This window comes from Pseudomonas sp. UBA5568 (assembly GCF_002425525.1).
Lineage (GTDB): Bacteria > Pseudomonadota > Gammaproteobacteria > Pseudomonadales > Pseudomonadaceae > Aquipseudomonas > Aquipseudomonas fulva.
Genome location: NZ_DIMK01000039.1, coordinates 141739 through 148491 on the forward strand (window position 1 = coordinate 141739; position 6753 = coordinate 148491).

The following is a 6753-nucleotide window of genomic DNA, read 5'->3' on the forward strand; positions in this document are numbered from 1 at the left end:
GATCCAAGGCTTGTCCCGCTCATGAATACCCAAAGCATCATCGTTCCCAGGCAGTCCACCGTCCCGGTGCACGAGGCCCGCGCCCGCGCCATCCTGCGCTGGCTGGTCCGCGAAAAGGTCGTGGAAGAGCAGCTGACCACCTGCGGGCGTACCGGCAACCGCATGGCCCATGCCCTTGGGCCAGGTGCTCGCAAGGTGGCGCTGCACCCCGACAAACTGCCCTTCGGTGCGCCGGTCAACGGCCTTGAGGTGATGCTCAAGCGCTGCATCTATACGCCCACCGAGGGCTTCAAGGAAGAGGCAGGCTGCCCGCAGTGCCGGCGGGAAGTGGGCGAGCCGTTGTTCGACAGCCTGGAAGAGTGGATGCCTGGGGTCAGCGACAACTTCACGTGCCCGCTGTGCGGGTTCGAAGACGACATCAACGGCTTTCTGTTCCTGCAACCCTGTGCCTTTTCCAACCTGGGCTTCATCTTCAACAACTGGGGCGATGCCGGGTTCACCCAGGCGTTCATCGACAGCTTCGCCGATTGGCTGGACCAACCGGTGGCGGTGGTGCAGGTCCGGCTCGCCTGACGAGCGGCCGGGCAGGGCGGTAGCGCGCAGGGCAGCAACGGCCACTTGTAACTTCAGGCTTGATTTACATTGAGTGGCACGGCACGCATGAGTATAATGGCGCGCTTCCATTTTTCCCGCCCGGGAGCCCCCGCGATGTTGCGTATCAGCCAAGAAGCCCTGACCTTCGACGATATTCTCCTTGTACCTGGTTATTCCGAGGTACTGCCCAATGAAGTCAGTCTCAAGACCCGTTTGACCCGTGGCATCGAGCTGAACATCCCGCTGGTCTCCGCTGCCATGGACACCGTCACCGAAGCGCGCCTGGCCATCGCCATGGCCCAGGAAGGCGGCATCGGCATCATCCACAAGAACATGACCATCGAGCAACAGGCCGGCGAAGTGCGCAAGGTCAAGAAGTTCGAGGCTGGCGTGGTCAAGGACCCGATCACCATCGAGGCCGACGCCACCGTGCGTGATCTGTTCGACCTGACGCGCCTGAACAACATTTCCGGCGTGCCCGTGCTGGAAAACGGTGACCTGGTCGGTATCGTGACCTCCCGCGACGTGCGCTTCGAAAGCCGCCTGGACGCCAGGGTCCGCGAAGTGATGACGCCCAAGGAACGCCTGGTCACCGTCCGCGAGGGCGCGGACAAGAACGAGGTGCGCGAGCTGCTGCACAAGCACCGCCTCGAGAAAGTGCTGATCGTCGACGAGCACTTCAGCCTCAAGGGCATGATGACCGTCAAGGACATCGAGAAGGCCAAGGCCTACCCACTGGCCAGCAAGGACGACCAGGGTCGTCTGCGCGTTGGCGCTGCTGTCGGCACCGGCAAGGACACCGGCGAGCGTGTTGCCGCCCTGGTCGCCGCTGGCGTGGACGTGGTCGTGGTCGACACCGCTCACGGGCACTCCAAGGGCGTGATCGAGCGCGTGCGCTGGGTCAAGCAAACCTACCCGCAGGTGCAGGTGATCGGCGGCAACATCGCCACCGGCGCGGCTGCCAAGGCCCTGGCCGAAGCCGGCGCGGACGCGGTCAAGGTCGGTATCGGCCCTGGCTCGATCTGCACCACCCGTATCGTGGCCGGTGTCGGCGTGCCGCAGATCAGCGCCATCGCCAACGTCGCCGCCGCCCTTGAAGGCACCGGTGTGCCATTGATCGCCGACGGCGGCATCCGCTTCTCCGGTGACCTGTCCAAGGCCATCGTCGCCGGTGCCAGCTGCGTGATGATGGGTTCGATGTTCGCCGGTACCGAAGAAGCGCCGGGCGAAGTCGAACTGTTCCAGGGCCGCTCCTACAAGGCCTACCGTGGCATGGGTTCGCTGGGCGCCATGGCGCAGTCGCAAGGCTCCTCCGACCGTTACTTCCAGGACTCCTCGGCCGGTGCCGAGAAGCTGGTCCCCGAAGGTATCGAAGGCCGCGTGCCGTACAAGGGCGCACTGGCCGCGATCATTCACCAGCTGATGGGCGGCCTGCGTTCGTCCATGGGCTACACCGGCAGTGCCACCATCGAAGAGATGCGCACCAAGCCGGAATTCGTACGCATCACGGGCGCCGGCATGGCCGAGTCCCACGTCCACGACGTGCAGATCACCAAGGAAGCCCCCAACTACCGGGTTGGCTGATTGCTCAGCGGTAAGCTCCAGACGGTGGCTGCGTTCGCGCAGCCACTGCGTTTTCCCCGATCAACTTGCAGCTTGCAGCTTCAAGCTCGCAGCTGAATCAGAGATTCCCCATGGCCCTCGATATTCACGCTCACCGGATCCTCATCCTCGATTTCGGCTCCCAGTACACCCAGCTGATCGCCCGCCGCGTGCGCGAGATCGGCGTGTACTGCGAACTGCACCCGTTCGACATGGACGATGAAGCGATCCGCGAATTCAACCCGCGCGGCATCATCCTCGCCGGTGGCCCCGAGTCGGTTCACGAAGCCAACAGCCCCCGTGCACCCCAGGCCGTGTTCGACCTGAACGTGCCTGTGCTGGGCATCTGCTACGGCATGCAGACCATGTCCGAACAGATGGGCGGCAAGGTCGAAGGGTCCGACCTGCGTGAGTTCGGTTATGCCCGCGTGGACGTGGTCGGCAAGAGCCGCCTGCTCGACGGCATCGAGGACCATATCGACGCCGACGGCGTACTGGGCCTGGACGTGTGGATGAGCCACGGTGACAAGGTCACCCAGCTGCCGACCGGTTTCCACGTACTGGCCAGCACCCCGAGCTGCCCGATCGCCGGCATGTTCGACGACACGCGCGGCTATTACGGCGTGCAGTTCCACCCGGAAGTGACCCACACCAAACAGGGCGGTCGCATCCTGTCCCGTTTCGTGCAGGACATCTGCGGCTGTGAAGCCCTGTGGACCCCGTCCAACATCGTCGAGGACGCCATCGCCCAGGTGCGTGAGCAAGTGGGTTCGGCCAACGTCCTGCTCGGCTTGTCCGGCGGCGTGGACAGTTCGGTGGTCGCGGCCCTGCTGCACCGCGCCATCGGCGACCAGCTGACCTGCGTCTTCGTCGACAACGGCCTGCTGCGCCTGCACGAGGGTGACCAGGTGATGGCCATGTTCAAGGAGAACATGGGCGTCAAGGTGATCCGTGCCGACGCTGAACAGCAGTTCCTCGACAACCTGGCCGGCGAAGCCGACCCGGAGAAGAAGCGCAAGATCATCGGCCGCACCTTCATCGACATCTTCGATGCCGAGGCCAGCAAGCTGCCGAACATCCAGTTCCTCGCCCAGGGCACCATCTACCCGGACGTGATCGAATCGGCTGGCGCCAAGAGTGGCAAGGCCCACGTGATCAAGTCCCACCACAACGTCGGTGGCCTGCCGGAGGAAATGAACCTCAAGCTGGTCGAACCACTGCGTGAGCTGTTCAAGGATGAAGTGCGCAAGATCGGCCTGGAACTCGGCCTGCCCTACGACATGGTCTACCGCCACCCATTCCCAGGCCCGGGCCTGGGTGTGCGCATCCTGGGTGAAGTGAAGAAAGAATACGCCGACATTCTGCGTCGCGCGGACCATATCTTCATCGAAGAGCTGCGCAAGGCTGATTGGTACCACAAGACCAGCCAGGCCTTCGTGGTGTTCCAGCCAGTGAAATCGGTTGGTGTGGTCGGTGACGGCCGTCGCTACGCCTGGGTCGTCGCCCTGCGCGCCGTCGAGACCGTGGACTTCATGACCGCGCGTTGGGCTCATCTGCCTTACGAACTGCTGGAAACCGTGAGCGGCCGTATCATCAACGAGATCGACGGTATCTCGCGGGTGACCTACGACGTGTCGAGCAAGCCGCCGGCGACGATTGAGTGGGAGTGATCCTGCGTCCGGTATAGCCCGGCACGATCTAGCAAAAAATGCCCTGAAGCCCGCGTAATTGCGGGCTTTTGGCTTTTTGCGTTTGGCAAATTCGGATAGAGTTCTGCATCGCCAAGCACGGTGTTTGTGTGACATGGTACGGGGTATTGACTGCATCTAATGCCATGCATGACGCTCAATACCATGTCGTTTGCCTCAGTATTGACACTGTATCGAAAGTCAGGGCCTGGCTCGCGGCGCGTCCGCGCTACAACATGCACTTCACACCGACTCCGGCCTCGTGCCTGAATGGGGTCGAGCGCTTTTTCTCAACGCTGAGCGAGAAATGGATCAAGCGGCAGGCACAGGTTAGCGTCAAGATCTAGAAGCATCGATTGAGCACTACTTGGAAACGTCAACCAGACTCCGAAACCATTCCGGTGGCATGAGAAGGCTGGTGACAGCCTCCTCTCAGTCGCTCGTGCAGCAAGCGCGCTGGGCAAATGATGTTTCCATGATACTTATGAAGCACCACACGAGTGCCCTGAACGGGTAGTTCGTTATCTTTTTGAATAAATAGCCCAACGATTCAGAGGCTTTTAGATTAACGAACTACCCAGGCGGAACACGGGTCTTTGCTATTTAGTCCTTGATATTCCAATGGCCAATATTCGTCTTGTCATCCATGAACCTCAAGACCCCCCCCTCAATACTCAATGGCCTACCCGTCCCAGGCTCTCTTTGCCAGATCTCGTAATAATCGCCCTTGTCGACGAACGTCACGGGGTCGAACTTTTTACTGTAGGGCCTCACCCATCCTTTTGTGCTATCGATGTACTGACCCTTCAAGTGCTCGCAGGCAACCTTAAGGTAACCACCCCAGTTACCGTCTTTTTCCCAGCTGTCTACAACTTCAACCCATAACGTAGACCTTAATTTGCCTTCGGTGTGATCTGTGCGAAAGGCGCGTCCATATCTGTCCTTATTGTAGATTGCACCCGCCGTCGTCTTGGCTACATCGCCACCGTCAAGACCGATACCTAGCCCATCATCATCGGTGAACCTCACAATGGCTTTAGAGTTATTCTCGTCATAGCCAAAGTAAAGTTTAAAGGCAGACTCTCTTCGCTTTCCCATAAGACACCTCTATCCTGTTGATGAATGTTACAGCTGTGGAAAAAGACAGTATTTTCATGCCCCAGCGTCATTGTTAATGACGCAGAAGACAAAATCGAACTCATTGAAAAATAGACGCGTGCAGCCTGTCTAGGTTTTCAAGTCTGTCTTTCGTCGTACCTAACGTAATGCGCCCTTATAGATTTTCATACTGGCAAAAATATCAGTTGATTAACCGCCGTGTTAGCGTAATGGCCGCGGAGAGGAAGTCGCCGGTCAAGTCCTGCAGTGTGATGACGCCTGACCGCCTTACCCTGAGGGCCCCGATACCTGAAGACATCACGAACATGACATTCCGGCACCTACTGGAATAGCATCCACTGACCTGCGCGAGGCTCGCGGTCATTAACGGTTATCTTCAAGATAAAGGCCTGTCGCTACTTCCCGAATGCAAGTGCTGATGCATGATGGGGGTGTCGTTTGGCTGGCGGCGCGCCGGTTGAACCAAGGCAAATTCAACGGGTCGCTCGTGTAGCAAGAGCGCTGGGTAATTGATGTTTCCATGGTACTTATAAAACACCCCACTCGCTGCGCAGGTGAAGGTGCATATTGACCGAAGAAGGTGATGTTCGCATGGCTGCGGAACGATGGTCTGACATGTCAGGGGGCTGAGTTCATCGAGCGCTATAGCCTGAACGTTGCGCCGCCAGAAGCGCAGATCTTATCTAGTGCAAGCGTGCTGGAGTGGAACCGCGTCAACGAGATCAAGCATCCGGCCATCCAATTCGATCTGGATGTCCTGGATCCGACTGAGTGTCGCTCGGTCTTCTTCGGCGAGCCTAACCCGGCCTGCGACCCTTACGAGGCTTCCCTGCAGGGAAAATGAGCGTCGCCCAAGGCGTGCGATTAATCAACGGTGTATCCAAGGCGACTGATGTGGTTGGTTTGGGTATCACCGAGCACCTGCCGTGAGACGCCATCACGCTCAAGGGTAGATTGGCTGAGATCCCGATCCTGAAGTAGTTCTCTAGAAAAGAAAGAGCCAGCTTCTGCTGGCTCATTCAAGCCAGTATGGGTTCCCAACTCAGGCGCCATGAATCACCCTTGATCTCATAGCCACTACCATGCATTTGCTCGACTGGCCGAGATTGGCTATTGAGACGACGCAGACGAAAGGCTGCTTTTGGAATAGCGTGGGCGTGATCCACGCCATTTAGCAACAGCGTGTTGGCCACCGAGCTATTGCGCTGAAGCGCTTTCGGCTCCCTTACAGGAGGCCGGAAGGGACGGGGCCGCTTAGCGGCCCCATTTGCATTGGATAACAGCCTTTCACTCAATGCTTGGCTGCCAAGCCCAAGCCCAAGCCCTAACGACCGCCGCGACTCAACCCACCCAGCCGCGCCGAAATCGACTGCATCCCCTTGCCCAACTCCCTGAGCGTACTCGCATCCCGGGCGCCTTCTTCACTGGCCGCATGGATCCGTACCGCCAGCTCGTTGATTTCCTGCGTCACGTGGCTCTGCTCCTGGGCGGCGACGGCGATCTGCTGGGCGCGCTGGACGATGTCGTCGAAACTACCCACGGTGGTGCCCAGGGTCGTGGCCACGCCCACGGCCTGCTGCACCGACTCGCGAGTGCGCTGCGCACCGTGCTGCATGGTGGTGACCGCAGCGTACGATGCCTCGCGTAGATGGGTGATCATTTCCTGGATTTCGTTGGCAGACGTTTGTGTACGGCCGGCAAGCGTGCGCACCTCATCGGCTACCACCGCAAAGCCGCGGCCTTGTTCGCC

Annotated in this window: 6 protein-coding genes and 2 pseudogenes; 6 read left to right on the plus strand and 2 right to left on the minus strand. The window is 59.6% G+C overall.

The genetic code is table 11. The annotated features are described in order from the left end of the window. Nucleotides 1-21 precede the first annotated feature (21 nt). From B2S33_RS12410 to B2S33_RS12425, 4 genes and pseudogenes are all read left to right on the plus strand, one after another. Nucleotides 22-573, plus strand: coding sequence for a hypothetical protein (locus B2S33_RS12410; RefSeq protein WP_027913795.1), 552 nt, complete (start codon nucleotides 22-24; stop codon nucleotides 571-573). 135 nt (nucleotides 574-708) lie between these two features. After that, a complete protein-coding gene (gene guaB / locus B2S33_RS12415; RefSeq protein ID WP_023533362.1) occupies nucleotides 709-2178 on the plus strand; it encodes an IMP dehydrogenase in 1470 nt (489 codons plus the stop codon). A gap of 110 nt (nucleotides 2179-2288) precedes the next feature. Then, nucleotides 2289-3866, plus strand: a complete 1578-nt coding sequence (guaA, locus tag B2S33_RS12420) for a glutamine-hydrolyzing GMP synthase (protein ID WP_023533313.1) — start codon at nucleotides 2289-2291, stop codon at nucleotides 3864-3866. 215 nt (nucleotides 3867-4081) lie between these two features. Beyond that, nucleotides 4082-4352: pseudogene (locus B2S33_RS12425) on the plus strand (IS630 family transposase); the annotation flags it as partial. Between the two features lie 135 nt (nucleotides 4353-4487). On the opposite strand, the gene B2S33_RS12430 reads toward B2S33_RS12425, so the two are convergent. Beyond that, nucleotides 4488-4982, minus strand: a complete 495-nt coding sequence (locus B2S33_RS12430) for a hypothetical protein (protein WP_027913797.1) — start codon at nucleotides 4980-4982, stop codon at nucleotides 4488-4490. A gap of 284 nt (nucleotides 4983-5266) precedes the next feature. Here B2S33_RS12430 and B2S33_RS12435 point away from each other — a divergent pair. Both B2S33_RS12435 and B2S33_RS12440 read left to right on the plus strand, forming a co-directional pair. Continuing rightward, a pseudogene (locus B2S33_RS12435) lies at nucleotides 5267-5401 on the plus strand (IS5/IS1182 family transposase); the annotation flags it as partial. Between the two features lie 185 nt (nucleotides 5402-5586). Further along, nucleotides 5587-5847, plus strand: coding sequence for a hypothetical protein (locus tag B2S33_RS12440; protein WP_280076647.1), 261 nt, complete (start codon nucleotides 5587-5589; stop codon nucleotides 5845-5847). 480 nt (nucleotides 5848-6327) lie between these two features. Here the strand turns inward: B2S33_RS12440 and B2S33_RS12445 are convergent. Beyond that, on the minus strand, nucleotides 6328-6753 hold a 426-nt coding region (locus tag B2S33_RS12445), incomplete at its 5' end, for a methyl-accepting chemotaxis protein (RefSeq protein WP_288650381.1).

Bases quoted from the DNA above. Each gene is read 5' to 3' on its own strand.
- B2S33_RS12410 (WP_027913795.1), top strand. From the start codon at position 22: ATGAATACCCAAAGCATCATCGTTCCCAGGCAGTCCACCGTCCCGGTG.
- guaB (WP_023533362.1), top strand. From the start codon at position 709: ATGTTGCGTATCAGCCAAGAAGCCCTGACCTTCGACGATATTCTCCTT.
- guaA (WP_023533313.1), top strand. From the start codon at position 2,289: ATGGCCCTCGATATTCACGCTCACCGGATCCTCATCCTCGATTTCGGC.
- B2S33_RS12430 (WP_027913797.1), bottom strand. From the start codon at position 4,982: ATGGGAAAGCGAAGAGAGTCTGCCTTTAAACTTTACTTTGGCTATGAC.
- B2S33_RS12440 (WP_280076647.1), top strand. From the start codon at position 5,587: ATGTTCGCATGGCTGCGGAACGATGGTCTGACATGTCAGGGGGCTGAG.